Annotated in this window: 27 protein-coding genes and 1 pseudogene; 21 read left to right on the top strand and 7 right to left on the bottom strand. The window is 53.5% G+C overall.

The window, feature by feature from the left end; genetic code table 11:
- Positions 1–78: 78 nt before the first annotated feature.
- The 7 genes from RT340_RS05300 (at position 79) to pqqF (ending at position 6,787) form a co-directional block, all read left to right on the top strand.
- Positions 79–1,104 carry a dipeptidase gene (locus RT340_RS05300; protein ID WP_097117205.1) on the top strand — a complete coding sequence of 342 codons (1,026 nt, stop codon included), beginning with the start codon at positions 79–81 and terminating at the stop codon, positions 1,102–1,104.
- 150 nt (positions 1,105–1,254) lie between these two features.
- Positions 1,255–1,326, top strand: a complete 72-nt coding sequence (gene pqqA / locus RT340_RS05295) for a pyrroloquinoline quinone precursor peptide PqqA (protein WP_010617686.1) — start codon at positions 1,255–1,257, stop codon at positions 1,324–1,326.
- Between the two features lie 55 nt (positions 1,327–1,381).
- Positions 1,382–2,308 (top strand): pyrroloquinoline quinone biosynthesis protein PqqB, encoded by a 927-nt coding sequence (gene pqqB, locus RT340_RS05290; protein WP_211727872.1) that lies wholly within the window; start codon positions 1,382–1,384, stop codon positions 2,306–2,308.
- Entirely contained in the window at positions 2,305–3,060 is a 756-nt protein-coding gene (pqqC, locus tag RT340_RS05285) for a pyrroloquinoline-quinone synthase PqqC (RefSeq protein WP_097117203.1), read from the top strand. The genes pqqB and pqqC overlap by 4 nt, the downstream gene beginning before the upstream one ends.
- 4 nt (positions 3,061–3,064) lie before the next feature.
- Positions 3,065–3,343: a pyrroloquinoline quinone biosynthesis peptide chaperone PqqD gene (pqqD, locus tag RT340_RS05280; protein WP_058960028.1), complete on the top strand. Its 279-nt coding sequence runs from the start codon at positions 3,065–3,067 to the stop codon at positions 3,341–3,343.
- Complete coding sequence (pqqE, locus tag RT340_RS05275; RefSeq protein WP_211727873.1) at positions 3,330–4,469, top strand: pyrroloquinoline quinone biosynthesis protein PqqE; 1,140 nt, start codon at positions 3,330–3,332, stop codon at positions 4,467–4,469. The genes pqqD and pqqE overlap by 14 nt, the downstream gene beginning before the upstream one ends.
- Entirely contained in the window at positions 4,469–6,787 is a 2,319-nt protein-coding gene (pqqF, locus tag RT340_RS05270; RefSeq protein ID WP_313374588.1) for a pyrroloquinoline quinone biosynthesis protein PqqF, read from the top strand. The genes pqqE and pqqF overlap by 1 nt, the downstream gene beginning before the upstream one ends.
- Here pqqF and RT340_RS05265 read toward each other — a convergent pair.
- Positions 6,778–6,873, bottom strand: a pseudogene (locus RT340_RS05265) (transcriptional regulator); the annotation flags it as partial. The gene pqqF and the pseudogene RT340_RS05265 overlap by 10 nt on opposite strands.
- A 199-nt stretch (positions 6,874–7,072) precedes the next feature.
- Positions 7,073–7,762, bottom strand: coding sequence for a hypothetical protein (locus RT340_RS05260; RefSeq protein ID WP_097117199.1), 690 nt, complete (start codon positions 7,760–7,762; stop codon positions 7,073–7,075).
- A 373-nt stretch (positions 7,763–8,135) separates the two neighbouring features.
- Here RT340_RS05260 and RT340_RS05255 point away from each other — a divergent pair, with 373 nt between their 5' ends.
- Positions 8,136–8,690, top strand: coding sequence for a YceI family protein (locus RT340_RS05255; protein WP_249221605.1), 555 nt, complete (start codon positions 8,136–8,138; stop codon positions 8,688–8,690).
- Positions 8,691–8,798: 108 nt separating this feature from the next.
- Here RT340_RS05255 and dld read toward each other — a convergent pair whose 3' ends face one another.
- A complete protein-coding gene (dld, locus tag RT340_RS05250) occupies positions 8,799–10,493 on the bottom strand; it encodes a D-lactate dehydrogenase (protein WP_313374585.1) in 1,695 nt (564 codons plus the stop codon).
- Between the two features lie 435 nt (positions 10,494–10,928).
- Here dld and RT340_RS05245 point away from each other — a divergent pair, with 435 nt between their 5' ends.
- The 7 genes from RT340_RS05245 to RT340_RS05215 all read left to right on the top strand — a co-directional run bounded on the left by RT340_RS05245 (position 10,929) and on the right by RT340_RS05215 (position 15,785).
- Positions 10,929–11,909 (top strand): 6-phosphofructokinase, encoded by a 981-nt coding sequence (locus RT340_RS05245; RefSeq protein WP_313374583.1) that lies wholly within the window; start codon positions 10,929–10,931, stop codon positions 11,907–11,909.
- A 10-nt stretch (positions 11,910–11,919) separates the two neighbouring features.
- The gene (locus RT340_RS05240) at positions 11,920–12,234 is read left to right on the top strand and encodes a PTS sugar transporter subunit IIB (protein WP_034827292.1); all 315 of its coding nucleotides are present in this window, start codon (positions 11,920–11,922) and stop codon (positions 12,232–12,234) included.
- Positions 12,227–13,594, top strand: coding sequence for a PTS sugar transporter subunit IIC (locus RT340_RS05235; protein WP_313374580.1), 1,368 nt, complete (start codon positions 12,227–12,229; stop codon positions 13,592–13,594). The genes RT340_RS05240 and RT340_RS05235 overlap by 8 nt, the downstream gene beginning before the upstream one ends.
- Complete coding sequence (locus RT340_RS05230) at positions 13,581–14,423, top strand: ketose-bisphosphate aldolase (protein ID WP_034827288.1); 843 nt, start codon at positions 13,581–13,583, stop codon at positions 14,421–14,423. The genes RT340_RS05235 and RT340_RS05230 overlap by 14 nt, the downstream gene beginning before the upstream one ends.
- A 64-nt stretch (positions 14,424–14,487) precedes the next feature.
- Positions 14,488–14,757 carry a hypothetical protein gene (locus tag RT340_RS05225; protein WP_034827286.1) on the top strand — a complete coding sequence of 90 codons (270 nt, stop codon included), beginning with the start codon at positions 14,488–14,490 and terminating at the stop codon, positions 14,755–14,757.
- Positions 14,758–14,766: 9 nt separating this feature from the next.
- Complete coding sequence (locus tag RT340_RS05220; RefSeq protein ID WP_097117195.1) at positions 14,767–15,204, top strand: PTS sugar transporter subunit IIA; 438 nt, start codon at positions 14,767–14,769, stop codon at positions 15,202–15,204.
- Complete coding sequence (locus tag RT340_RS05215) at positions 15,201–15,785, top strand: AAA family ATPase (RefSeq protein ID WP_097117194.1); 585 nt, start codon at positions 15,201–15,203, stop codon at positions 15,783–15,785. The genes RT340_RS05220 and RT340_RS05215 overlap by 4 nt, the downstream gene beginning before the upstream one ends.
- On the opposite strand, the gene RT340_RS05210 is transcribed toward RT340_RS05215, so the two are convergent.
- Entirely contained in the window at positions 15,758–16,615 is an 858-nt protein-coding gene (locus tag RT340_RS05210) for an NAD(P)-dependent oxidoreductase (RefSeq protein ID WP_097117193.1), read from the bottom strand. The genes RT340_RS05215 and RT340_RS05210 overlap by 28 nt on opposite strands.
- 294 nt (positions 16,616–16,909) lie before the next feature.
- On the opposite strand from RT340_RS05210, the gene RT340_RS05205 reads away from it, so the two are divergent.
- From RT340_RS05205 to RT340_RS05185, 5 genes are all read left to right on the top strand, one after another.
- Positions 16,910–17,704: an SDR family oxidoreductase gene (locus tag RT340_RS05205; protein WP_313374576.1), complete on the top strand. Its 795-nt coding sequence runs from the start codon at positions 16,910–16,912 to the stop codon at positions 17,702–17,704.
- A gap of 190 nt (positions 17,705–17,894) precedes the next feature.
- Entirely contained in the window at positions 17,895–18,245 is a 351-nt protein-coding gene (locus RT340_RS05200) for a hypothetical protein (RefSeq protein WP_313374574.1), read from the top strand.
- A gap of 49 nt (positions 18,246–18,294) precedes the next feature.
- Positions 18,295–20,295, top strand: coding sequence for a protein-disulfide reductase DsbD family protein (locus tag RT340_RS05195; protein ID WP_313374572.1), 2,001 nt, complete (start codon positions 18,295–18,297; stop codon positions 20,293–20,295).
- Complete coding sequence (locus tag RT340_RS05190; protein ID WP_160832881.1) at positions 20,292–21,017, top strand: DsbA family protein; 726 nt, start codon at positions 20,292–20,294, stop codon at positions 21,015–21,017. The genes RT340_RS05195 and RT340_RS05190 overlap by 4 nt, the downstream gene beginning before the upstream one ends.
- Positions 21,014–21,517, top strand: coding sequence for a protein disulfide oxidoreductase (locus RT340_RS05185; protein WP_097117190.1), 504 nt, complete (start codon positions 21,014–21,016; stop codon positions 21,515–21,517). Before RT340_RS05190 ends, RT340_RS05185 begins: the two co-directional genes overlap by 4 nt.
- A 265-nt stretch (positions 21,518–21,782) precedes the next feature.
- Here the strand turns inward: RT340_RS05185 and RT340_RS05180 are convergent, their stop codons facing one another.
- Positions 21,783–22,112 (bottom strand): cupin domain-containing protein, encoded by a 330-nt coding sequence (locus RT340_RS05180; protein WP_313374569.1) that lies wholly within the window; start codon positions 22,110–22,112, stop codon positions 21,783–21,785.
- 128 nt (positions 22,113–22,240) lie between these two features.
- Between RT340_RS05180 and RT340_RS05175 the strand changes: the two genes are divergently transcribed.
- Entirely contained in the window at positions 22,241–22,876 is a 636-nt protein-coding gene (locus tag RT340_RS05175) for an RpiB/LacA/LacB family sugar-phosphate isomerase (protein WP_313374567.1), read from the top strand.
- 106 nt (positions 22,877–22,982) lie between these two features.
- Here RT340_RS05175 and RT340_RS05170 read toward each other — a convergent pair whose 3' ends face one another.
- Complete coding sequence (locus tag RT340_RS05170; RefSeq protein ID WP_160832985.1) at positions 22,983–23,720, bottom strand: ABC transporter ATP-binding protein; 738 nt, start codon at positions 23,718–23,720, stop codon at positions 22,983–22,985.
- 18 nt (positions 23,721–23,738) lie between these two features.
- Positions 23,739–24,566, bottom strand: a complete 828-nt coding sequence (locus RT340_RS05165) for an ABC transporter ATP-binding protein (protein WP_409566109.1) — start codon at positions 24,564–24,566, stop codon at positions 23,739–23,741.
- Positions 24,567–24,589: the final 23 nt, after the last annotated feature.

Raw genomic sequence — 24,589 nt, 5'->3', positions numbered from 1 at the left:
CGCTTTGTGCCCCTTTGTTTGGCGAATCAACCGGGCGCGAGTAGCATAGCGCCTATATATCTCGCTGTGTGATCCCCTATGTTATTTAAAACCTTCGATGGTCATAACGACCTGCTGCTTAATCTGTGGCTGCATCATCGTGACGATCCCGCTGGCGCCTTTTTTTCTGGCATTGAGAAAGGGCATCTGGATTTTCCACGTATGCAGCAGGGTGGTTTTGCCGGTGGGCTCTTTGCGCTGTTTGTCCCGCCGCAGCGTTACATCAACGAAGTGGCACCACAACGTGCAAACGAGCAGTGGCAGCCGCTGGATATTATCTGGCAGCAACTCGACATCCTCAAGACGCTGGCAGCGCAGTCCGGCGGGCGCGCCCGCTTATGCCTGACGGCTTCGGATATTGCCAGCTGTCGCCAGGATGGCGTGCTGGCGATGGTCGCGCATATTGAAGGGGCGGATGGATTCGATGCCGATGGCGAAGATCTGCATGCCTTCTATCAGGCAGGCGTGCGCAGCATTGGGCCTTTCTGGAACTTACCTAACCGATTTGGTGAGGGAGTAAACGGTGCTTTCCCGCATTCGCCAGACACCGGACCGGGCCTGACCTCCGCCGGTGAGCAGTTGATCCTTGCTGCCAATCGCCATCACATGATGATTGACGTGTCGCACATGAATGAGAAAGCGTTTTGGGACACTGCACGGCTCTCAACGGCACCGCTGGTGGCCAGCCACTCTAACGTGCACGCGCTTTGCGCCCAGCCGCGTAACCTGACTGACGATCAACTGCGTGCCATTCGCGATCGTGGCGGAGTGGTAGGGATTAATTTTGGTAACGCTTTCTTACGGCCGGATGGCAAGCGCGATAGTGATACGCCATTGATTGAAATTGTTAAACATCTGGATCATTTAGTTGAAATAATGGGGCCAGAAAACGTAGCATTTGGTTCGGATTTCGACGGCATTAGCGTGCCCGATGCGTTGAAAGATGTTTCAGGGCTACCGCATCTCTATGCGCTGCTCACGTCGCTCGGCTATGATCAAGTCATGATTGAGCAGTTTGCCTGGGGGAACTGGCTGCGCGTCCTGCAACAGATTTGGCAGGATTAGCACAATTCCCTTACCGAATCAGGGTTGATCTGCCCGCTACATTGGCGCAACATCAGCCCGCGTCGTGCCTTGCTGCCAGAAAATTCGTTTACTGGTGCAAGCATTTCCAGCAGAGCCTGCTCTGCGTTATTTGTTTTGAGGAAGAAAGTTATGTGGAAAAAACCTGAATTTGTTGACCTGCGTCTGGGCCTGGAAGTGACTCTGTACATCTCCAACCGCTAAGACTTTCTGCCCGCCATTCGTGCGGGCATTTTATTTTTCATTCTGGTTATCTCTCATGTTTATTAAAGTGCTCGGTTCAGCGGCAGGCGGCGGCTTTCCGCAGTGGAATTGTAACTGCGCCAATTGCAGCGGCCTGCGCAACGGTACGATTCAGGCTCAGGCGCGGACGCAATCCTCGATCATTGTCAGTGACAACGGCGAAGATTGGGTGCTGTGTAACGCATCGCCAGATATCAGCCAGCAGATCGCCCACACACCCGAGCTGAATAAAAAAGGGGTGCTGCGCGGCACGGCGATTGGCAGCATCATTCTTACCGACAGTCAGATCGATCACACTACCGGTTTACTCAGTCTGCGCGAAGGCTGCCCGCATCAGGTGTGGTGCACGCCCGAGGTGCATGCCGATCTCACCAGCGGTTTCCCGATTTTTACCATGTTGCAGCACTGGAATGGCGGGCTGCAGCATCATGGTCTTACGCCACTCGAACCGTTCCGCGTCGATGTCTGCCATAACCTGCAGTTCACCGCCATCCCGATTCTCAGCAACGCGCCGCCATACTCGCCGTATCGCGATCGTCCGTTACCGGGCCACAACGTCGCTCTATTTATTGAGAACACCGCCAATGGCCAGACGCTGCTGTATGCGCCAGGTCTGGGCGAGCCCGATGCGGTGATCATGCCGTGGCTGGAGAAAGCCGATTGCCTGTTAATTGACGGCACTGTCTGGCAAGACGATGAGTTGCTCGCCACTGGCGTCGGTAAAAACACCGGCAAAGCGATGGGGCATCTGGCCCTCGCGGAAGAGCATGGCCTGATGGCGCTGCTGGCGTCACTGCCTGCACAACGCAAAATTCTGATTCACATTAATAACACCAATCCGATCCTCAACGAGCAGTCGCCGCAGCGTCAGTATCTGACGCAGCAGGGCATTGAAGTGAGCTGGGACGGGATGGCGATTCATCTGCAGGAGAGCGCATCGTGATTATCACCGAAGCCTTATCGCCTCAAGAGTTTGAGCAGGCGCTGCGTGCCAAAGGCGCGTTTTACCACATTCATCATCCATACCATATCGCGATGCATAATGGTGAAGCGACGCGTGAACAGATTCAGGGCTGGGTCGCGAACCGCTTCTATTACCAGACCAATATTCCGTTGAAAGATGCGGCGATCATGTCGAACTGCCCGGATCCCGCAACCCGCCGTAAATGGGTGCAGCGCATTCTCGATCATGACGGCAGCAACGATCAGGAAGGCGGTATTGAAGCCTGGCTGCAACTGGGTGAAGCGGTGGGATTGGATCGTGAAGTCCTGCTGTCTGAGAAACTGGTACTGCCGGGTGTGCGTTTTGCCGTGGATGCCTACGTTAACTTCGCCCGTCGCGCCAACTGGCAGGAAGCAGCCTGTAGCTCATTAACTGAACTGTTTGCACCGCAAATCCACCAGTCGCGCCTCGACAGCTGGCCGCAACACTATCCGTGGATCAAAGAAGAGGGTTACTTCTATTTCCGCAGCCGCCTGAGCCAGGCAAACCGCGATGTGGAGCACGGGTTGGCGCTGGCGCTGGAAGTGTTCACCACTGCTGAGCAGCAGAATCGCATGCTGGAAATTCTGCAGTTCAAACTCGATATTCTCTGGACGCTGCTGGATGCCATGACCATGGCGTATTCTTTGCAACGCCCGCCTTATCACACGGTCACCGATCAGGTGTCCTGGCACAGCACAAGACTGGTATAACATGATGAAAGATAATCTGATTCCCGCCTTCCGTCGTGGCTATCGCATGCAGTGGGAAGCGGCGCAGGATAGCCATGTGGTGCTGTATCCCGAAGGCATGGCGAAGCTGAATGAAACCGCGACGGCGATCCTTGAACTGGTCACCGGCAAACAGGATGTGGCCGCCATCATCGCCATTCTCAACAGTCGTTTCCCGGAAGCGGGCGGCGTGGATGATGACGTGAAGGAATTCCTGCAATCCGCCGTAGAACAGAAATGGATCCAGTGTCGTGAACCTGAATAAAACCGCCACGCCGCCGCTGTGGCTGTTGGCTGAGCTGACTTATCGCTGCCCGCTGCAGTGCCCATACTGCTCGAATCCGCTCGACTTCTCGCAACAGGAGAAAGAGCTGACGACTGAGCAGTGGATCGGGGTGTTCCGTCAGGCGCGCGCCATGGGCAGTGTGCAGATGGGCTTCTCGGGCGGCGAACCGCTGACGCGGAAAGATCTGCCCGAGTTGATCAAGGCAGCGCGCGATCTCGGTTTCTACACCAACCTGATTACTTCCGGTATCGGTCTGACGGCGAAAAAACTCGACGCTTTCGCGGATGCGGGTCTGGATCATATTCAGATTAGCTTCCAGGCGAGTGATGAAACCCTCAATGCCGCGCTGGCCGGTTCGAAAAAAGCTTTCCAGCAGAAGCTGGAGATGGCGAAAGCGGTTAAAGCGCACGGCTATCCGATGGTGCTGAACTTCGTGCTGCATCGACATAATATCGACCAGATCGATAAGATCATCGACCTGTGCATTGAGCTGGAAGCGGACGACGTGGAACTGGCAACCTGCCAATTCTATGGTTGGGCGCATCTTAACCGCCAGGGCTTATTGCCGACGAGGGAACAGATTGCCCATGCCGAATCGGTAGTGGCGGAGTACCGTGAGCGAATGAGCGAAACCGGCAACCTCACGAATCTGCTGTTCGTCACGCCGGATTATTACGAAGAGCGACCAAAGCCTTGTATGGGCGGTTGGGGTTCAATTTTCCTCAGTGTGACACCGGAAGGTACGGCGTTACCTTGCCACAGCGCACGCCAGTTACCGGTTGAGTTCCCATCAGTGCTTGAGCATAGTCTGGAAGACATCTGGTACAACTCGTTTGGTTTTAACCGTTATCGCGGCTATGACTGGATGCCGGAGCCGTGCCGCTCCTGTGATGAGAAAGAGAAAGACTTCGGTGGTTGCCGTTGCCAGGCCTACATGCTGACCGGCAATGCGGATAACACCGATCCGGTATGCAGTAAGTCACCCCATCACGGTAAGATCCTGGAAGCGCGCCGCGAAGCCACCTGCAGCGATATCAGAATCGCCCAGCTTCAGTTCCGCAATCGCTCCAACTCTGAACTGATCTTCAAGCAGCGAGTCACCTGATGACCTCTCGCCAGCTGGTGTTAGCCAATGGCCTGCGTTGCCACCTGCATCATCAGGCCGATGCGCGCGACGCTGCAGCCCTGATTCGCGTGCAGGCGGGCAGTCTGGATGAACCCGACCGCTGGCCGGGTCTGGCGCATTTGCTGGAGCACGTTTTGTTTTGCGGCAGCGAGCGTTTTAAAGATAGCGAGCGCCTGATGCCGTGGGTGCAACAGCTCGGCGGGCAGGTCAACGCCACCACGCAACTTAGCCACAGCGCCTTTTTTTTCCAGCTTCCCGCAACGAACCTGTCTGAGGGTGTGCAGCGGTTGAGCGATATGATCGCCGCACCACTGTTAAGCCAGCAGGCTATTCGGCAGGAAGTGGCGGTGATTGATGCGGAATGTCAACTTCTGCAACAGCATGCCGACACGCTTTGCGAAACGGCGCTGGTGGATAGGTTGGGCGGGGCATTTCAACGTTTTCGCGTCGGCAATCAGCAGGTTTTTGGTGACAATGTCACTTCATTGCAGGTTGCGTTGCGCGTCTTCCATCAGCGCTTTTATCACGCGAATGCCATGGAGTTGTGGTTGCAGGGACCGCAATCGTTAGATGAGCTGGCGGAACTGGCGCTGCATTTTTCTTCGATCAGCTCGGCAAAAATCTTACCTTCAAATCTCACACTCACACAGCCTCCAGGCGACGTGATGTTGCTGCTGGCAGGTGATGAAAGCTTCTGGCTGACGTTGATGTTATCCGGCGATGAACGGACTTTACGTGACAATGTCACCTTGCTCAGCGTGTTCTGGCAAGATGAGGCACCGGGCAGCCTGCTGAGCGCGCTCAGAGAGGCTGAATTATGCGATACGCTGCAGGGACAATGGCTGTGGCAGGATGCGCAACACGGTTGGCTAGCACTGCGCTTTAGCGGGCCTAAAATCAGTGCGGAGCAGGCTCATCACATTGAACACTGCTTCTGGCAGCATTTAGACGCCATCAAACTCTGCTCTTCGGAGCAACAGCAGCATTATGCGCAGCTGGCACGGCATGATTTTGCCTGCTTATCGCCACTGGAGCAGTTGCGTGGCCGGGCGCTGGGCTTTGCGCCTGCCGATTATGTGCCGCAGGGTTTCAGTGCTTTTATCGCCGCATTGGCGCAGGCGCCTTGCTCAAGCTTGCTTACTCAGCAGCAACTGGACTCGCCAGAAAGCGTCCAGACGCAAGGTTTCACGCTGCTGCGCAAAAAAGGGCTGCCGCAAAGTCCGAGCACATTCTCAACGCCGGCATTCTTTTTCTATCCCACTGCGCAACCGGCCGTATTGCCACTGTTATCACCGATAGCAATGCCGCTGCCGCGTTTTGCGCCCCGGCAACAGGTTGAAACCTTGCTGTTGCGACCCGCTTTTTATCACACGATGAGTGATGCCGAAGCGCAGGCCCGGCAAACCCGGCTGCGTCCAGTGCTGGCGGCGTTGCGGCATGCTGGAGGAAGTGGCAGTTGGCAGCAGAAGCAGGGGGTCTGGCAGTTGGTGCTGAATCTTCCTGCCTGTGAGTCACACGCTTTGCTGGCTGTGCTTCATGCACTTGAGGCACTGAACCTGACGCCCCAGCCAAAACCGCTGCCGCATGCCCAAACGATTGTGATTCGGCAGCTTCTTGCCGCCTTGCCCGCTCAATTGATTGCCCCGGCCAGTGACACTCGATGGCTGGCAGCATGGTGCGGTAAGCACACGTCATTGCATCAGCGAGTATCGCATCTGCTCAGCGACTTCACGCCTGATTTAGTAAGTGGTGCACAGCCGCCGCGCTTGCAGCGGGGCATTAAGCCGGTCCCTTGTACCGGAGGCGATCAGGCGCTGCTGCTGTTTATTCCGCTGCCGCTAGCTGATGACAGGCAATTAGCCGCACTGCGCGCGCTGTCGTTGTTGCTGGAACCGCGCTTTTTCCAGCGATTACGGGTCGATCAGCAAATTGGCTATGTGGTGTCGGCACGCTACCAGCGCGTGGCGGATGTCGATGGGCTAATGCTGGCACTGCAGTCGCCACAGATTCCATGGCAAACGCTGCTTGGACACTGCAAACGCTTTTTACGCGAAATCGTGGCAGAGCTAGATGCCATCACGCCGCAAACCTTAGCGGCCTGGCAAGCCACACTGCGCGAACAGTGCGATGCCAGCGATAACGCGGAAGTCGCACTGCAGGGGTTACGACAACAGCAGGGATTGCCGACCCTCACGCGCGATGCGGTTGCATCCCTGACGTTGCCCCTTATCCAGCAGCTTCATACCCGCTTAATGCGCGAACGCCGCCGCTGGCGAATACTCGTTAATCAAAGTTGAAAAGCGATGTGCTTACCGTTAGGCAAAGTCACATCAATACTTATCTCTCCGCCCAATGCAGCCACGTAACGCCTTATAGTCCGAAGTTACTTCCAAAATTTCTTAGCGAGGAAAATCAATATTCCATACAGTATAAATGTACTTATTGCTAACGTAGCCCAGGTTTTCTCAGGCCATCTGTCATAGGTAAATGATGTAATGATCACCAGAAATATAATGGGTATCACAGTAAATACTTGCATCCAAAGGAAATCTTTTAGTAAGCTTTTTAAATTTCTCATAAGATTACATATTTCCTGACATGGTGAGCAAATGTTTTAAATTTTTAATTACTGTATTTTCGTCGAAAAATGAATCCTTGATGACATGGCCAAGAACCGGTTCCACTATAAAGTACATCATTTCTAATTTTTTAGTGTAAAGAACATGATGAAATAATGGATTTAACATTTTCAATCTTCCAGCTGATTCTGCAGCATCCTGAACAACACCATAAAGCCCTGTCGCCATTACAGGTATAGCCGTCCATTTTCCGACATGAAATCCAGAAATATTTAATCCACGAGTTACAGCTAATGCAATGGATAGGGAAATTCCATTGCTTAAGCCAAAGTTGGATGCTATTCGACTACCATACCCGCTTAACTCTTTAATTATTTTATCTCTACCATGAGAGTTAAGGTTTTTTATTTCATGCTCCACATATATTTGTATTATATCAACTGCAATGCTCTGCCTTTTGTAAATTTCCCGTAGGCCGAGTAAAAATCTAACATCTTCGTCCTTCAATTTAGAACACACGTCGAGATAGTTATCAGTTAAACATGACGTATACCAGCTGAGCCGGGTCACACCAGAGCCAATCTGGCTCATTTGTTTTGCAAGATTTTCACTCACACCTTTGACGGCGTTCTCTAAGCGCAGAGCTAGAGACCTGTCTGACTCGATTTGAGAAATGATGTAGTCGTTGTGCAAGTTGATTTCCTTATCAATAATTCCATTACAGATTGTAGGTATATAAACGAGAACATAGCAAAATACGGGGCAAGCCGCTATTTTTAATTGAACACTACTTGAATGAATCGCCAATCAAATAATGCGGTGTTGTGTGCGCAATCCCACAGTTTTTTCTGCTATGACAGATGTCATAGTTAACAAGCTATGAATACTATCAGTCAAAAAAACTTTCACCACACTAAACCATTACCTACTGATATTTTTGAATATATTTGAAGGTCACGGGCAAATCTCTTCACTATTCCTCAGCCCGGGATTCCGAGACACTCAATAGATTCTCCCGATTTAAAAGGAACGCTGAGTGAAAAACGTTACCCGTTTAATCCTGCCAATGTTGGCAGCCGCTGCTTTGTATGCACCTGTCTCTCAGGCTGCGGCGATGCATTATGACCTCGACCCCGCGCATACCTCGGTTATTGTGACCTGGACGCACTTCGGTTTTTCCCATCCAACGGCTGACATCCCCAACAGCAAAGGTACGCTGGTGTTTGATAAGGATCATCCAGAGCAGTCGCGCGTCGACGTTACGCTGCCGGTTTCACAGATTGATACGCATGTGCCCGCGCTGACCAAAGAGTTCCTCGGTACGGAATATTTCAATACGGCTAAATATCCTTCAGCTGTGTTCCACAGCACCAAAGTGGTGGCGAAGGGTGACAATAAGTTTGATGTGGAAGGTAATCTGACGTTGAAAGGCATCACTAAGCCGGTCACGCTGCACGCGACGTTGAATCAACAGGGCATGCACCCGATGGTGAAGAAGCAGGCGATTGGTTTTGATGCTACAGGCGTGATCAAACGTTCGGACTTCAAACTGGATAAATATGTGCCAGCGGTAAACGATGATGTGACGCTGACCTTGTCTACCGAAGCGTACGCGAAGTAATTCACACTGCATATTAACGTCGCAAAATCACGCATCCTGTCCACCAAACAGCATCAGGATGCGTGATAACTCAAGCCGCTACAGCTAAAGTCTTTTTACCCTGTAACCTTAACCCCAATACTTCTTCTTACTGGTTTTACCCACGCCAGGGTTGCAGCTATTAGTCGGATCCAACTGCTTCCAATGATCCACATGCTCGCACGATGCCTGATAGAGATGCCCCACATTATGCTCAGCCGGATACTTTGCACCACGCTCAGCCAGATAGACTTTCACCGCCTCCTTAAACGCCTTCGCATCGACCCCTTCCTTCAACACATAATCCTGATGATTCACATAACAGAAAAAGTGTCCGCAGCAGGAATCAACCTGCACCTGCGCTGCTAAGTGATCCGGCAAGGTTAAACGCCAGTCCTCATCATTGCGGCGTAGCGCCACGTCGAAGGCCACCAGCCTTTCATTCGGGTTATAACCCAGCGCATCACAATAAGAGATGGTGCACCCGCCCACGCCAAAGCGCACCAGGAAGGCATCTGCGCCTTCCCGGGCATCACAATGGAAAAAGCCGCCGCTGTGCCCGGCAAAGAACTGCTGCAATAACGTCTGCAATTCAGGGGTCTGCTGGGCATCGACTTTAATCATCAGATGATGTTGATATTCATCACGATAAGCCATGACGCGCGGGGCAATAAAGCTCGGCGTGAGCTGGTTAAAGCATTGCAGCGCCCGATCAACAAAATTACGCGGCAGGAAAGGCAGATGGCTGACACGCACGTCCCACTTCGCTTTATTGCCCATCATTTTAGGAATAGCCTGCGGGCCGAGTTTGCGGATCGCCAGATACATATACTTGGCGTACCGCACGGTTAAGTCGAAGGCGTTGCGATGAATGTATTCTGCCTGCAGCGGCAGTTCGCTCATCTCGGTGAGGAGAAAACGACGCAGTGCTACCAATTCGCGTTCATCGTTTGTGCCAATGTAGAAGGTATCGCTACCCGCGCTGGCCTCAAAGGTGGGCAAGCGCACCGCAAACACCACCACTTTACCCGCGCTGCCAGAACTGTCGTGCAAATAGCGCAGATCACCATTAAAACGCGCAGGGGAGTCAGCGTTGACATCACGCAAGCGATCGGCGTAATCATCGGCCCAGATTTTGCCGTCCCAGTCTGCCTGGTCGCCGGTCTGATACTGTTGCTCAGTCAGACTCTTCAGCATTGCTTCCGGCGTTTCACCCAAATCGATACCCAGATGATTGACCATTTCTAAGCGCCCATCATCATGAATACGGGCAAACAGTGATTTTTCAGTAAAGGCGGGGCCCCGGCGAATCAGCGAACCACCCGAGTTGTTGCAGATACCGCCCACGACAGAAGCGCCAATGCAGCTGGAACCAATCACCGAGTGCGGTTCGCGTCCCAGCGGTTGCAGCGTGTGCTCTAGTTCGGTCAGGGTGGTGCCGGGGAAGGCGATGACCTGACGCGCCTGATCGATCACCTGCACGCCCTTGAGCTGGCGGGTACTGATGATCACCACTTCGCGGTCATAATCATTGCCATCCGGCGTTGAGCCACCGGTCACACCGGTATTCGAGGCTTGCATCAGGATAATAGCGTCCTGTGCCACGCAGACCTGTAGACTTTGCCAAATTTGTAGCAAGTTTTGCGGCAATATCACTGCCAGTGCCTCACCGCGACCGACACGAAATCCTTTGGTGTACCAGGCTTTATCATCAGCATGGGTCAATACCTGTTTGTCGCCCACTATGCCAGCGAGCTGACGCAACATCTCCTGCGAGTTGGTCATGTTTTCTCTTCTTCGTCATTTATTTGCTGCGATATTGGACAGCCAGATAAACGTGACGTCAATCATTCATCGGCACTGATCAACAAATAACGCACTGAATCATTATCCCTTTATCTTTCGTGGGGAAAAGTCGGCGTACCGATAAAAATGCGCGGGCAATCACAATTCAGATCGAAAGAAACTCAGGCGAAAACGTGATGGCAGGCTAAATGCGTTTCACACCATGAAATAAATATAACCGGATGATTTTATTGGTTTTGTTAAATAATGGGGAAGAATTGCAATGTGATAAATATCACAAAAAACAGTGGCTATTAATCCTTGTCAACGTCAGAGGGAATGAAATACATGGCAAAAATGTGATCTCTGTTGCAAATAGAAAAGTCGTTCACCGGAAGAATGAATGTCAGACGCGCAGCATACGGAGTGATGACAATGAGAATTGGCATAGTGATAAGCGGTGGCGATGTTACCGGAATAAATAACTTTGTGTTTCAGATATCACGTATGACGCAGGCGGATATGGTGTTATTTAATGGAGGCATTCCCGGTTTATTAGAAAATTGCCATCAGGAAATGTCACAGCGCGATCTGGTGGACTATGCCATCACTTCCATTCCCGTGATGCAATCAGGAAGAACCACGCGAAAATTAATTCGCCCTGAGTATGAGATGATCGCCAAACAACTCAAATCGCTGCGCATTGATGTATTAATTATGGCCGGGGGGGATGGCTCATTACAGTTTTTACATACATTAAGTGAATTCGGCGTGAATTGCTTTGGTGTAGGCATGACCATTGATAATGATGTTTTTGGCAGTGACTACACCATTGGTTTCTCTACCGCTTGTGAGCAAGTCTTGAAAGAAGTCTCGAAGTTAAGAAATACCGGCCGTGCATTAACCGGTCGCGTATTCATGGTGGAGTTGCTCGGCGGTTATTGTGGTGAATTGACGCTGCAGTCAGCGATTAAATCCAATGCTGATTTTGCGCTGATTCCGGAGTGCCAAATCCCAACACAAGAGTTGGCAGAGCGCATCACGCAACGGCTTGCTGCACAAAACAGTGTGGTAATCCTCTGCTCTGAAGGCTACACCCGCGAATACTCGCCGGGCTTTCAGGGCGCGATTGATACCTTAATTAAACAGATTGAGCCGCTAATAGGGGTACGAATTCGTAAAACTATTATCGGTTACGGCTTGCGTAGTGGTGACCCGACCTGTGAAGAGATTTATCAAGGCACCATTATGGCCAGTGAAGTTGCGCGCTGTATTCAGTCGGGGATGCGCAACAAAGCGGTGATTATTAATGGCAGTAATCGACCGATACCGATTGATCTTATAAGCATGAAAAAACGCCTGGTTGATACCGAAGGGCATCATTACAAACTCGCTAAACAACTGCATATTCTGTGAGGAAAACGCCATGCTGAAAATATTATGTGTCTGTGGATGTGGTCTGGGCTCCAGTTTCGCTATCGAAATGAGTGCCAAATCCGTATTAAAGAAACTCGAAATTGAAGCGGATATTGATCACACCACGATTTCAGAAGCCAATGCTTTTAAATCCGACATGATTCTAACCCAAAAAGCCTTTGCGGATGTCCTGAATGCCGATGCCAGCCCCGAGCAAATCAAACGGGTGATTATTCTCAATAAGCTGACCGACAAGGCAGAAATTGAAGAAAAAATCGTGGCGTTTATGAAAGAACGTAATCTGAAGGTTGCTAACCATGAATAGTGTGATCAACTTCCTGGTAAAAGACTTATTAGGGCAGGCATCGATTTTGATCGCCTTTATTGCCCTGATTGGTCTGCTACTGCAGAAAAAATCCGCAGGTAAGGTGGTGGAAGGCACCTTTAAAACGCTGCTGGGCTTCTTAATTATGATGGCGGGTATCAACATTATTGTCGGTACGCTGACCTTCCTGAATACCATCTTCACCCACGGTTTTGGCATGAAGGGCTATATCACCGATGTGGCCGCCATTGCCGGATTAGCCAGCCGCGAGTTGGGATCAGAAGTGGCGCTGACATTGTTGGTGATCTTTATCGTCAACATCATCATCGCGCGTCTGACGCCGTTCAAATACATCTTCCTCACCGGCCAGGCGCTGCTGTGGATGGCAACCATCGGCGCGGTGATTGGCTACAAAGCCGGGCTGACAGGTTTACCGCTGATCCTGACGGGCGGCATCTTCGGCGGCATTATGGCGGTCGTGATGCCAGCGCTGGCTCAGCCGGTGGTGCGCCGAATCACGGATTCCGATGATGTGGCACTCGGACACTTCTGCACCAGTGGCTACTTGTTGACAGCGGCAGTGGCGAAGGTGGTCGGTAAAGGCTCGCGCTCAACGGAAGATCTCAAGCTGCCAGACAACTTCAAGTTCCTGCAGGACACCTATCTGTCGATGGCAGTGGTGATGGTACCGATGTACCTGATCCCGGCAGTGGCAGCAGGCCCAGAATTTATCGGCCAGTACAGCAACGGCATGAACTACCTGATGTATGCCTTTATGCAGTCGATTCAGTTTGTTGCGGGTGTATTCGTGTTGTACAGCGGTGTGCGTTTACTGCTGAACGAACTGGTGCCAGCCTTCCGTGGTATCGCTATGCGCCTGGTGCCGGATGCCAAACCGGCACTCGATTGCCCGGTGATGTTCCCTTACGCACCAAATGCCGTGATCGTCGGCTTCCTGGCGACAACGCTGGGTTCCGTGGTCGGTATGCTGGTGTTCCCCATGTTCGGTCTGGCGATGATTCTGCCTGGGCTGCTCACTAACTTCTTTGCCGGTGGCACCGCTGGCGTGTTTGGTAACGCGCTGGGTGGACGCCGCGGAGCGATGATTGGCGGCTTTGTACACGGTCTGTTTATCACCTTTTTGCCGGCCATTCTGGTTCCGATGCTCGAAAGCTACGGCTTCACCGGTGTGACTTTCAGTGACTCTGACGTGATCAGTACCGGACTGGTATTGGGTCATGCGTTTCAGGGCAACTGGTTGTTCGTCGCACTCTTTATTGTCTTTATCACTCTGATCGCCTGGTTTGTTAACGGAAAATCCCCTAAATCCCACGAGGAAAAGCTTCATGAAACTTTATAACTTTACCGATCTGTTACAGGTGGCTAAACAACGTGAATTTAAAGCGCTTGGTTCCTTTAATTTGCACTGCCTGGAAATGTTGCCGGCCTTTTTTAAAGCAGCAGAGAAAACCAATAGTCCATTAATGATTCAGATCTCAACCGGCACGGCGAAATATCTCGGACACAAATTATTAGTCGATGCGATTCGCTCATTATCTGAAAGCCGTAATGTACCGACGTGCCTGCATTTGGATCATTGTTCAGATCTCGATGCGATTCAAACGGCACTGGACGCCGGATTCAGCTCTATTATGTACGACGGCTCGCATTTGCCGATTGAAGAGAATATTGCCAATACGCGTCGCGTGATTGATATGGCGCGCCCATTGCAGGTATCGGTTGAAGCCGAACTGGGTGCTATCGGGGGTTCAGAAGACGGTAAAGAAGTCGAAATGAACGATGCGTCCTTTACCACCGTAGATGATGCTAAGCGTTTCGTGGATGAAACAGGCGTTGATATGCTGGCCATCTCCATCGGTACTGTACATGGACTGTATACCGGTAAAGCGCATATTCAGCATCAGCGTCTGGCCGATATTACTGAAGCGACTAAAACCCCGTTGGTGTTGCACGGCGGTACGGGCGTGAGTGATGAAGACATGCGCCTGGCCGTGCGCAGCGGTATCGAAAAAGTGAACGTCGGCACGGAAATGAATGTGCAGTGGGTGGCAAACTGCAAGCAGACGTTTGAAAAAGGTAAAGTGAATGACAGCGTACGCAACTTCCTGGTGCCCGCTAATGATGCCGTGACCAATGTGCTGGTAGAAAAGATTTCACTGTTCCGTTAAGTACGACTCACTCATGACGTAATAAACCTGAGGTGCCCCGGCGCCATTCGGGGCAGGAGACGCTATGTTTGGATTCTTGAAAAAGGGCTCAGAAAATAAGAGCCAGGATTCACAAGAAATAGATCTTCAGGCAGAAACCATCAGTGGAAAAATTAGCGAGTTGGAACAACAGCTCGCTGTTAATCCGCAGGCAGTTGATACGCAGAAACAATTAATGCTGGAATATAATCGTGCATTAAATATCTTTGCGAAAAGCCGCCGTTTTCGTCAGGAAATTGATCCGCTGTTCGTTAAAATTGATGAACTGCGTAATACCATCCGCAAATCAATTTAAGGAGGCAGTATGAGTATTAAGCGACTGCTGCAAGAAGCGAATGCGATTCAGGTGGGGATCAGCGCCACGGACTGGCGCGAAGTGATCGCGCTGGCCGCACAACCGTTGGTTAGCGGTGGATATGTGAAGAATTCCTATCCGGAGGCGGTGATAGCCAATACCCTGACGCACGGCGCTTATTATGTGTTTGAGGAAGGGATAGCCATTCCGCATGCGCGTCCGGAAACGGGCGTGCTGAAAGATTGCTTCAGCATGATTGTGCTGGATGAGCCGATCTCTTTTGAAGGGAGTGACAAAGCCGATATCGTGATCATGTTCGGCGCGCGCGACAGCAATGCGCACATCGAAGAGGGCATTCGCGCCATCGTCTCATTATTGGAAGATGAAGAGACGCTGATGCGGTTACGCCAGGCCAGTAGTGTGGCGGAGGTGATAGAAATCCTATGACTTCTCACACTGCAGAAAAGGTGGTGGTGCTGGTCAACGGCATCCCCGCGTCGGGGAAAAGCACCCTGACACGCGCCATGGCGGAGCAGTTTGGTTTTCCAGTGCTGACGCTGGACAGCCTGAAAGAACCGTTTATGGCCAGTTTCGCGCCGGTGGACCGACTGCGTAACCGGCAGTTGGGGTGCGCGGCCTATCAGGCGATCTGGAAGGTGGTCGGACAGGCTCCCAACTGCTGCGTTTACCTGATTGACGCCTGGTTTGGTTTCCAGCCCAAAGAAGTGCTGCAGCAAGGATTGCAGCAGGCGGGCATTACCCGGGTACTGGAGCTGTGGCTTTCCATCACACCGGACGAAGCGGTCGCGCGCTATCAGTCACGATTGACTGATCGCATGCCAGGCCATCCAGGTGCCGAGTACCTGCCGGAACTGCGAAAGCTGGCGGAAACGGCGCAGCCGATGGCGCTCGGACCGGTGCTGCAACTTGATGCGGCCGACCCGGATGAAGCGGCCGCGTGTGCCTGGTTGCAGCGTCAGCTGCGGCTGCCGGTGAGTGCTCAGCCCGCTTTGTCTGCATCAGGTTGAAAGAAGTCCGCCAGTAAGGCGCTGAACTGTTGATCGTGTTGACGATCGTCAGCCAGCTGGCGGCAGATTTCCCCTAATGCGCGATAAAGCTGGTCGGTGGCCAGTTCGCCCTGATTGAGCGTGGCAATCTCATCCATCTCCGCCGCCCAGCGCCAGGCTTTTGGCAGCATGTCCGGGGCGGCTTTTTCCATTCGTTTCAGCAGGGCCTGCTGGCTCTCCTGCATCTCTTCACGTAACGCTTCGGCGGCACCCACGCGGCTGGCATTAATCAGCATCGCCGAGGTCAGCAGGGTAATGCCTTTGTTGATACCGGCGTACGCCATCTTCAATGCTGAGGCGGCGCCGTTTTCAGCGTTCATCACCCGTATCCGCAATCCATAATCACTTAACTGCGCCAGTTTTCCGGCATGGGGTCCTGCAAACCATAAGCGTGGTCCGGTGGGATTTTGCTCGCCCGGCGGCAAGCCAATAATCGCTGCATCGGCAAAGGGTGTGCCGGTGCTTTCGATCACCTGAGCCACCTGCTTTAGCGTCTCCGGACTGATGGCGTTGCAATCTACATACAGCGGCTTATGTGCGGCAGCTTGCAGAAGCGGGGCCATCTGCTGCGCCCAGCTGAGTGCCGATTCGGGCGGCAGGATTGAAAGGATAATATCGGCCTCGCAAATCGCCTCTGCGCTGCAGTTGGCAATATTGGCTTGTTGTGCACGCTGTTGAGATTGGGCGGAGCGTTGGCTTAGCGGGGTAATCACCTGCGCCCCGTGCTGGGCAAGCACAGCCCCGATGGCCGCGCCCATAGCGCCCGGTGCGGCGATAGCAATAGTCGTCATCACGATAACTCCTTCAGGCATCAAGTTCTCAGTATGGAACGTGTTAAAAGGATCGTGTGCAGGGAAGTGCAAGCAAATACAACCGTTAACTCGATGTGGTTTTGCCCCGGTACTTTTATTACTGCTGACGGTGGCGCTGTGGACGATTTGGCGGGGAAGAAAACGGGCCGCAAGCGCTTATGGTCATCCCGGATCGTGATAATAACCGCATGATTTGATAAGGCCTATTTCATACGCTCAACCAGGCTTGATGGATGTTCTGCATGATATTGCGCATCCATCAAGGAGACCTGTATGAAAATTGATTTGCACGGTAAAACCGCATTAGTCACTGCCTCAACGGGCGGCATTGGCTTCGCCATCGCTCAGGGATTGGCTGAGAGTGGGGCCGAAGTGGTGCTTAACGGTCGCAGTGAAGCCTCGGTAAGCCGCGCGCGTGAGAAGCTGAATGGATTGGTGGCGGGGGCCAAAATTCATACTTTTATCGCCGATCTGGGTAGCGCGCAGGGCGTGAAGCAGTTGCTTAACGGGTTACCGCCCATCGATATTCTGGTCAACAATGCGGGGATTTATGGTCCGCAGGACTTTTACGCCATCGATGATGAAACCTGGGAAGCGTACTGGCAGACCAATGTGATGTCGGGCGTACGTCTGTCTCGCGCTTTGTTGCCGGAGATGGTGAAACGCGGTTGGGGGCGTGTGGTGTTTATCTCTTCTGAATCGGCGCGCAATATCCCCGCGGATATGGTGCATTACGGTGTGACCAAAACCGCGCAACTCTCCCTGGCGCGTGGGCTGGCGAAAGTCGCGGCAGGGAGCGGCGTGACGGTAAACAGTGTGCTGCCTGGCCCTACGATCTCCGATGGTTTTGCCGCGATGATGGAAGACGAGGTAAAACGTACCGGAAAATCGTTAGAGGTGCTGGCAAAAGAGTTCGTGATGGCACAGCGTCCGAGTTCGGTGATCCAGCGCGCCGCCACAGTAGAGGAAGTGGCGAATATGGTGGTGTATGTGTGCTCGCAACAAGCTTCGGCCACCTCCGGCGCGGCATTGCGCGTCGATGGCGGTGTGGTGGATGACATTGTTTAACCCTTAATGGTAAGCACAAAACCGTAGCGGCGAGATCTATCGCGCCTTCTGACAGCAATCAAGCTGCCAGAAAGTATTGCGCCGCTACGCTATCGACACGCAAAACACCAAGACAAAAGTTTACACAGCAAAGCTTGGTGTTTCTGCTGCATGTGCATAAAATGCCCGCACTTTACTCTGGGGCGATGGCATGACCAAATCAGCACAACGCGCAAAATGGATTCTGGCACTGCTTTGTCTGGTGCTGGCGTTCTGTCTCGCCCAGCGTAGCTTTAATCTGCCGAGTGCCCCTCAGGCGCAGATCAGCGCCTCGTCGTTCAGCGATCATGAAACGTTCGGTGGCGAAAAACTCTGCTCCATCAGCGGAAAATCACTGCACGCGGCTGCCCCGATTATCGACAGCGTCATGCCGGTTTTATTGATGGTCGTGGCTCTGCTTACCACGCTATGTCCGTCCAATGCTGTTAGCGGCTATCGTCGCGAACCCCTCTTTCCGCCGATACAGCGGCGGCATCTTACCTTCTGTGTCTTCCGGGAATAACACCACGCTGTCCATCGCGTAAACCTTGTTATTCACCGGAGAAAAATGAATGAATCTCTTTATCAGGAGCCTATTGCTCCTGTTGGTCAGTTGCACGAGTATTGTGCACGCTGCCGACACAGGCTGGCTGCGTAATGCACAAAACAGCCATGCAGAAGTGCGCTTACGCAACGCAAACAATGGCGCCGATGCGCAAATATTGCTGGATATCCGCCTGGAAAAGGGTTGGAAAACCTACTGGCGGTCGCCGGGCGAAGGCGGCGTGGCCCCTGAAATTCGCTGGCAAACGCCCGATGTCAATGCCACGTGGTATTGGCCAGCACCTGCTCGTTTTGACGTGAGCGGACTTACCACCCAAGGCTATAAAGGCGATATCACGCTGCCGATCGAGTTGGCTAAGGTGTCAGATAAACACCTCGCCGGCACGCTCACGCTGTCGACCTGTAGCGATGTCTGCATTCTGACCGATTTCCCTTTCACGCTGGATCTCGACCAGCAGGCTGACCCCGACTTTGCCCGCGATTACGCCCAGGCGATGGGGCAGATCCCCGCTGAAAGCGGTTTGACCGATCAACTGGACGTCAGCAACGTCAATGGCGAACTGCAAATCCGCGCTCAGCGTCAGGGTGGATGGACTAAACCTGAGCTGTTCTTCGACTATCCACAAGGCATCATGCTGGCTGCACCGCAGATCACGGTGAAGGGCGACATACTCCGCGCTCGGGTCGCGGTCACCGATGAGTGGGGCGAAGCAGCACCCGATTTGCGCGGTAAAACCTTGTCGCTGGTGGTCGTTGACGCGGGAATTGCCCAGCAGAGTTCGGTGGTCATCGGCGCGCAGCCACTTTTCACAGGCGGAAGCCCACAAACCCTATGGTCGGTGATATTGCTGGCGCTGCTGGGCGGCTTAATCCTCAATCTCATGCCTTGTGTGCTGCCGGTACTGGCGATCAAACTCAGTAGTCTCGTGCAGCAACAGGGGCAATCACGCCGTCAGACTCGCCAGCAGTTCCTCGCCTCCAGCGCCGGAATCCTGTTCTCGTTCCTGCTGCTCGCGGCGTTAATGACTGGCCTGCGGCTTAGCGGCCAGGCACTTGGCTGGGGCATCCAGTTCCAGAGCAGTGGTTTCCTGCTATTGATGGTACTGGTGATGTTCCTGTTCACCGCCAGTCTGTTCGATTTGCTGCATTTTCGTTTACCTTCCGGTCTTAACACCCGACTGGCAACGCAGGGTGGTAATGGACTGCTGGGCCATTTTGGTCAGGGGGCATTTGCCACCTTACTGGCGACGCCGTGCAGCGCGCCGTTTCTGGGCACCGCAGTAGCCTATGCGCTAACCGCACCCTTGCCGCAGCTGTGGTTGCTGTTTGCGGCACTCGGTATCGGTATGAGCTTGCCATGGCTGTTGGTGGCGGCATTGCCAGGTTTGGCGCGCTGTCTGCCGCGTCCGGGGCGCTGGATGATTCATCTGCGTACTCTGCTTGGTCTGTTAATGCTGCTCGCCACCTTCTGGCTGGTCACGCTGTTGATCCCGCATTGGGGTAGCACCGTTGCCACGGTACTGGGTGGCGTATTGCTGCTGGTGCTGTGTGGCTGGTTAATTCAGCGTCGGGCGCTGCAACAAGCCGGTGTGGTATTTATCACCCTGACGTTGGTGGGGGCGGTATTCCTGATGACGCGCATTGAGCCAGAGGAGGAAACGCTCTACTGGCAGCCGCTGACCGAAGCGGCAATCAATCAGGCGCTGGAGCAAGATAAACGCGTGTTTGTCGATGTCACCGCCGACTGGTGCATTACCTGCAAGGTGAATAAATCCCGCGTGCTGAATCAACCTGACGTGCACGCCGCGCTGAAAGCCGACGATGTGGTGCTGCTGCGCGGTGACTGGACCCAGCCCGATCCGGCGATCGGTGAATTCCTGTGTAAACGCGACCGTGTCGCCATCCCTTTTAACCAAATTTATGGCCCGGCACTGCCGCATGGCCACATTTTGTCACCGTTGCTGAGTCGTGAAGCGGTGATTTCTACTCTCTCTGAGGCCAAAAAATGATCAAGAAATCCCTGTTACTGTCACTGATGTTCCTGGCTATGCCTGTACTGGCGGCGGCACCTTTTACACCTGAACAAGAGGCACGCATCAAACAGCTGATTCGAGAAACGCTGGTGCAGAATCCGGCGATTCTGGCCGAAGCAGCGGATGCCTTTGATAAAGAAGCGGCGAAACAGCAGCAGAGCGTTGTCGCGCAGATGGTGAAGAAAAACCACGATGCCTTGTTCAACGATGCGGGTTCACCACGCATCGGCGCTGAAAAACCCGCGCTGACGCTGGTGTACTTCACTGACTACAACTGCGTGTTCTGTAAGAAATTCGATGCGGATATTGAGAAGCTGCTGAAAACCTATCCACAGGTGGCGGTGGTATTAAAACCGCTGCCGTATCGTGCCGAAACCTCTTTGACATCCGCGCGTCTGGCGTTAACGGTTTGGGAACAGCAACCTAAAAACTTCCTGAAACTCCACGAGCGGTTGATGGCGAAAAAGGGCAACCACGACGAAGCGAGCATTGCCGCGGCGCTGGATAAAACCGGCATTAAGCTGAAAGAACCCAGCAAAGCCAGCCTCGATACCATCAACGAGAACCTGACGCTGGCGCAGCAGTTAGGTGTTCAGGGCACACCCGCCACGCTGGTGGGCAATGAGCTGATCAGCGGCGCGGTGCCGTATGCGCAACTCGAAGCGGCAGTGAAGGGCGCGTTGCAGGCGAAGCCATGATGCGCATTAAGCGCTGGCTGCGTGAAGCGCTCTGGCTGGTGCTGATCGCCGCTGCTGTCATTTGGGGGATGGATTGGCTGCGCGCCCCGCAGCTGCCAGCCGATCTGGCACAACAGCCGCTAACGACGCTGCAAGGCGAAGTCAATCTGGCCACATTAAGCCAGGACAAGCCGGTGCTGGTGTATGTGTGGGCCACCTGGTGCGGGGTGTGCAAACTCACCACGCCAACGGTAGCCGCGCTCAGCCAGAGCGGTACGCAGGTGGTGAGCGTGGCATTGCGGTCGGGTGATGACTCGCGTGTTGCGACCTGGTTGGAGAAGAAAGGGCTGCAAGGCCCAGCGGTGAACGATGAAAACGGTGCAGTGAGTCAACGCTGGGATATCAGCGTGACACCGACCTTTATCGTATTGCAGCAGGGCAAAGTGGTGAGCACCACCACCGGCTGGAGCAGCAGTTGGGGATTGAAATTGCGGCTCTGGTGGGCGGAAAAATTTAGCTAGCGCGTAAGTGAATGTCAGATCGCGCTAAACAGCGTATTGACTGACAGATAAGATTACTGCTTAGCCAGGCTGTCACTTCTCGGAGTGGCAGCTTTTTTCGTGCTAAGGCAAACGAATGACATGAAGGCACCGTGTTAGCGGCGCGAGGACCGCCAGCCCCAAAGCGGCCCCAGACTGCGTTAACGCTGATCGTTTAACAGACAAGCGGCAATCCAGCAGGAACGCATGCACTATCCAGAGATGCAACTGCATGTGTATCCGCTATCTACCGCGCTCCGAGGAAATCCTCGCGATGCGGTGTAAAGGTATCCAGCAGGGTACCCGCTTCCAAACAAACGCAGCCGTGCACCACATTGGGCGCTTTATACAACGTATCTCCAGCGCCGACCTCCTGCGTAAGCCCATCAATCGTAAAAGCGAAACGGCCCGACAACACGTAGGTTAGTTGTTCATGTGGATGATGATGCAACGGTCCAACCGCATCCTTCTCAAAGGTCACTTCGACCGCCATCATCCGTCCCCCGTGGGCCATGACTCGCCTCTTCACGCCGTTACCGAGGTCTTCCTGAGTGGTTGCGCTTTTATAAATAAACATGGGTTCTCCTCACCAGTGACTTCATCAATGTGTGACGTAAATCACACCGAAAAGGGCATTTCAGGGCTGCATTTTAGCGCACCTTGATTAAAATGAAACAGTGTTTCAATTTAATTTGAGGATGGATCATGATAATCGCTTTGATGATGGAAAATAGCCAGGCCGCTAAGAACGCAACCGTATGGAAGGAGCTGCAAACCGTCGCGCAACCGCTCGGCCATCAGGTATTCAACGTCGGCATGAGCGACGAGCAGGATCACCATCTGACTTATATTCACCTCGGCATCATGGCCAGCGTCCTGCTTAACAGCAAAGCGGTGGACTTTGTGGTCGCCGGTTGTGGCACCGGACAGGGCGCCTTGGTATCGCTCAACCTGCATCCTGGCGTGGTGTGTGGCTATTGTATCGATCCCGCTGATGCCTATCTGTTTGCTCAGATCAACAATGGCAACGCGCTTTCGCTGCCGTTCGCCAAAGGTTTTGGCTGGGGTGCTGAACTGAATCTGCGCTTTATCTTTGAGAAGGCCTTTACCGGCGAAAAAGGTCTGGGTTACCCGCCAGAGCGCAAAGAGCCGCAGGTGCGCAATGCGGGCATTCTCAATGAAGTCAAAGCCGCGCTGATGAAAGACAATTACCTCGATTCACTGCGCGCGCTGGACCCTGAGTTGGTAAAAACCGCAGTGAGCGGGGCGCGTTTGCAGGAGTGCCTGTTCGAACACGGACAGAATCAGGATATCGTGCGATACGTGCGTGAATTGCTTTAATGCGCTGCTGTTAAGCGGATCTTGCTACTCAAATCAGGTGCGCACCCTTGCGCACCTGATCAGAACTCACCTCAGCGCCATCCCCGTTAATGGCAACCCGTACCGTTTAAGCCCTACTCGACTCCACCAACATCTGTGTATACGCCACTTGCGCGCGATTCCCCACCAATGCATCGACATCCAGCGTCTCCAGCATTTTCCCGTGCTGCATGACGGCAACCCGATGGCACAGATGCGCCACCACACCGAGATCGTGTGTCACCATTAAATAAGTAAGATTCTCCTGCTGCTGTAAATCACTCAACAGGTTCAGGATCTCTGCCTGTACGGAAACATCCAGCGCCGAGGTCGGCTCATCCAGTAACAGCACGCGCGGTTCGAGGATTAACGCACGTGCAATCGCCACACGCTGACGCTGACCGCCCGAAAGCTGATGCGGATAACGAGTTTGCCAGGCGCGGTTGAGGCCCACTTTTTCCAGCATGGTAATCACGCGCTGGGAACGTTGTCCGATACCGTGAATATGCAGCGGCTCTTCAAGAATGTCGCCAATAGTATGGCGCGGATGCAACGAGCCATAAGGATCCTGGAACACCATCTGCACCTGGCGGCAGAGGGCACGATCAATGCGATGCTCCAGTTTTCGTCCTGCAATGGCGAGATCTCCATCCCAATGGGTAAACAGTCCGGCAAGACATTTCAGCACCGTGGTTTTCCCCGATCCAGACTCGCCGACCAGACCAAAAATTTCTCCTTCACGCACCGACAAATTGACGTCATATAGCACCTGATTGCGCTGCTCGTCCTCGCCAAAGCTGAGGTTAAGGTGACTCACACGGATCATCTCGTTCATGCTCACTCCTTAAGGTTGTAACCAGCTGGCCTGGCGCTGTAGCACTGGCAACCGAGAACGGCGCGCATCCATATCCGGCAGCGCGGCCAGTAATCCCTGGGTATAAGGATGCTGGGCGTGGTCGAGTTGATCGGCAGACAGCGATTCGACCACGCGACCGGCATACATCACCAATACGCGATCGCAAAAGCGCCGCACCAGATTGAGGTCGTGACTGATAAAGATCAGGCCCAGTCCGCGCTGTTGCACCAGTTCATCCAGCAGCGTCAATACCTGCAAGCGAACGGAAACATCCAGCGCCGAGGTCGGTTCATCGGCGATCAGCAGTTCCGGGTCGGTAATCAGCATCATGGCGATCATCACACGCTGACCTTGTCCGCCGGAGATCTCATGTGGGTAGCACTGATAGACGCGCTGAGGATCGCGGATCTGCACCACCTCCAGCATCTCCAGCGCCCGCTGGCGTGCCACCTCACACTGCCCCGGATGGTGACTGCGCCAGGCTTCGGCAATTTGTTCGCCCACGCGTACCAACGGATTCAACGAGTATTTGGGGTCCTGCATGATCATCGAAATACGCTTGCCGCGCACGGCACGCATTTGTGCAGGAGAAGCCCGCAGCAGATCGACATCAGCAAATTGCATGCGCTGGGCGGTAACCTGCGCGCTGCGCGGATGCAGTTGCAACAGTGCGCGGCCCACCGTGGATTTACCTGAGCCTGATTCGCCAACGATGGCCAGTTTCTCTTTGCCTAACTGAAAAGAGATGCCGCGCACTGCTGGGGTAATCTGGCGTCCGTTAACGAAATTAACCTGAAGATCCTGCACGTCGAGCAGGGGAGCAACGCTATTCGCTGCGG

It is taken from the genome of Pantoea sp. CTOTU50773 (genome assembly GCF_032082325.1).
Lineage (GTDB): Bacteria > Pseudomonadota > Gammaproteobacteria > Enterobacterales > Enterobacteriaceae > Pantoea > Pantoea communis.
This window is presented reverse-complemented; position numbering and strand designations above follow the sequence as displayed.

Coding starts and splice junctions, on each gene's coding strand:
- pqqF (WP_313374588.1), top strand. CDS start 4,469: ATGACCTCTCGCCAGCTGGTGTTAGCCAATGGCCTGCGTTGCCACCTG.
- pqqB (WP_211727872.1), top strand. CDS start 1,382: ATGTTTATTAAAGTGCTCGGTTCAGCGGCAGGCGGCGGCTTTCCGCAG.
- RT340_RS05175 (WP_313374567.1), top strand. CDS start 22,241: ATGATAATCGCTTTGATGATGGAAAATAGCCAGGCCGCTAAGAACGCA.
- RT340_RS05240 (WP_034827292.1), top strand. CDS start 11,920: ATGCTGAAAATATTATGTGTCTGTGGATGTGGTCTGGGCTCCAGTTTC.
- RT340_RS05185 (WP_097117190.1), top strand. CDS start 21,014: ATGATGCGCATTAAGCGCTGGCTGCGTGAAGCGCTCTGGCTGGTGCTG.
- dld (WP_313374585.1), bottom strand. CDS start 10,493: ATGACCAACTCGCAGGAGATGTTGCGTCAGCTCGCTGGCATAGTGGGC.
- pqqD (WP_058960028.1), top strand. CDS start 3,065: ATGAAAGATAATCTGATTCCCGCCTTCCGTCGTGGCTATCGCATGCAG.
- RT340_RS05195 (WP_313374572.1), top strand. CDS start 18,295: ATGAATCTCTTTATCAGGAGCCTATTGCTCCTGTTGGTCAGTTGCACG.
- RT340_RS05220 (WP_097117195.1), top strand. CDS start 14,767: ATGAGTATTAAGCGACTGCTGCAAGAAGCGAATGCGATTCAGGTGGGG.
- RT340_RS05200 (WP_313374574.1), top strand. CDS start 17,895: ATGACCAAATCAGCACAACGCGCAAAATGGATTCTGGCACTGCTTTGT.
- RT340_RS05255 (WP_249221605.1), top strand. CDS start 8,136: ATGTTGGCAGCCGCTGCTTTGTATGCACCTGTCTCTCAGGCTGCGGCG.
- RT340_RS05245 (WP_313374583.1), top strand. CDS start 10,929: ATGAGAATTGGCATAGTGATAAGCGGTGGCGATGTTACCGGAATAAAT.
- RT340_RS05225 (WP_034827286.1), top strand. CDS start 14,488: ATGTTTGGATTCTTGAAAAAGGGCTCAGAAAATAAGAGCCAGGATTCA.
- RT340_RS05300 (WP_097117205.1), top strand. CDS start 79: ATGTTATTTAAAACCTTCGATGGTCATAACGACCTGCTGCTTAATCTG.
- RT340_RS05170 (WP_160832985.1), bottom strand. CDS start 23,720: ATGATCCGTGTGAGTCACCTTAACCTCAGCTTTGGCGAGGACGAGCAG.
- RT340_RS05205 (WP_313374576.1), top strand. CDS start 16,910: ATGAAAATTGATTTGCACGGTAAAACCGCATTAGTCACTGCCTCAACG.
- RT340_RS05215 (WP_097117194.1), top strand. CDS start 15,201: ATGACTTCTCACACTGCAGAAAAGGTGGTGGTGCTGGTCAACGGCATC.
- RT340_RS05235 (WP_313374580.1), top strand. CDS start 12,227: ATGAATAGTGTGATCAACTTCCTGGTAAAAGACTTATTAGGGCAGGCA.
- RT340_RS05180 (WP_313374569.1), bottom strand. CDS start 22,112: ATGTTTATTTATAAAAGCGCAACCACTCAGGAAGACCTCGGTAACGGC.
- RT340_RS05190 (WP_160832881.1), top strand. CDS start 20,292: ATGATCAAGAAATCCCTGTTACTGTCACTGATGTTCCTGGCTATGCCT.
- RT340_RS05230 (WP_034827288.1), top strand. CDS start 13,581: ATGAAACTTTATAACTTTACCGATCTGTTACAGGTGGCTAAACAACGT.
- RT340_RS05210 (WP_097117193.1), bottom strand. CDS start 16,615: ATGACGACTATTGCTATCGCCGCACCGGGCGCTATGGGCGCGGCCATC.